The organism is Kitasatospora sp. NPDC059817 (genome assembly GCF_042731835.1).
Taxonomy (GTDB): domain Bacteria; phylum Actinomycetota; class Actinomycetes; order Streptomycetales; family Streptomycetaceae; genus Kitasatospora.
The window spans coordinates 6,285-7,304 of the sequence record NZ_JBHWIR010000105.1; the positions used below are offsets into that span (position 1 = coordinate 6,285).

Annotated in this window: 2 protein-coding genes; one reads left to right on the plus strand and one right to left on the minus strand. The window is 68.0% G+C overall.

The genetic code is table 11. The annotated features are described in order from the left end of the window. Positions 1–83 precede the first annotated feature (83 nt). Entirely contained in the window at positions 84–557 is a 474-nt protein-coding gene (locus ACFV61_RS22030; RefSeq protein ID WP_380493473.1) for a helix-turn-helix domain-containing protein, read from the minus strand. Positions 558–798: 241 nt separating this feature from the next. Between ACFV61_RS22030 and ACFV61_RS22035 the strand changes: the two genes are divergently transcribed. Beyond that, a complete protein-coding gene (locus ACFV61_RS22035; protein WP_380493475.1) occupies positions 799–999 on the plus strand; it encodes a DUF397 domain-containing protein in 201 nt (66 codons plus the stop codon). Positions 1,000–1,020: the final 21 nt, after the last annotated feature.

Sequence of the window (1,020 nt, forward strand, 5' to 3'; positions counted from 1 at the left end):
TCTCGAGTCGAGCGGCGGTTATCTGAACTCACTCCCGGCAGCGGCTGACCGCCCCCGTGTGGGTGAGCTCGGCCCCGCACTGGTCACCGCCCCGGCCAACCCGGCCCGCGCCCCCCCGCCGCCCCGAGGCGGGCATCCGCGATTATCGCCGGCAATGTCTCCATGACCCTGCCGAAGTCGGCCGCGTGATACAGGGTCCAGGCCTCTGCGATCTCGCCACGCAGCAGCGAAATCGACAACTTCTCCACGCCGTCCGCCACCGGCAACGGCGTGAACAAGGGCGGCATGATCGCCCGCCGCACCGCGACCAGGCCAGGCGGGTCCGCATCACCTGTCGACGGCACCGCCGGCGGATCACCCAGAAGCGCAGTCAGCTCAACACCAAGCCCCTTGGCCAGCGCGTGAAGTGTCGGAAGCCGCGCCGAATGCTTCCGCAACTGCTCAAGCTTCCGAACCACATCCACCGACACGCCCGACTTCTCAGCCAGGCCCTCCTGCGTCAGATCGGCCAAGCGCCGCAGCCGCTTGACCCGATCCCCAAGATGATCGCTCGCCATACTTCCGACACTACGCGCACGCACGCCCCGACCAGCGCGAGTTGCCAACCCCGCACCCCAACTCACCACCCCGCGCGCCGCCGCCCCTACCTGGGGGTGGCGGCCGGAAGCCTAACCCGACGCCGGAGTGGAAAGCAGAGGGTGTTGCCGCTCGCCGCAGGTCATGCTCTCCTCATGCCCATGGCCCTGTCGCCCCGGGACTCCCAGGCGATGATCAGGCGCATCTCAAAGGAGTACGGCCGTGCGAGCGAACCATCATGAGAGCTGGCGAAAGAGCAGCCATAGCAACAACGATGGTGGCGCCTGCGTCGAAGTGGATGACGCGCACCCTGGTCGGGTTCGGGACAGCAAGGACCCCGACGGCCCCCGCCTCAACTTCCCACCAGCCGCTTGGCAGGCATTCATCACCGCCATCCGAGCCGGGGAGTTCAGCACCAACTGATCCACCTGCGCGGCGCAGCCA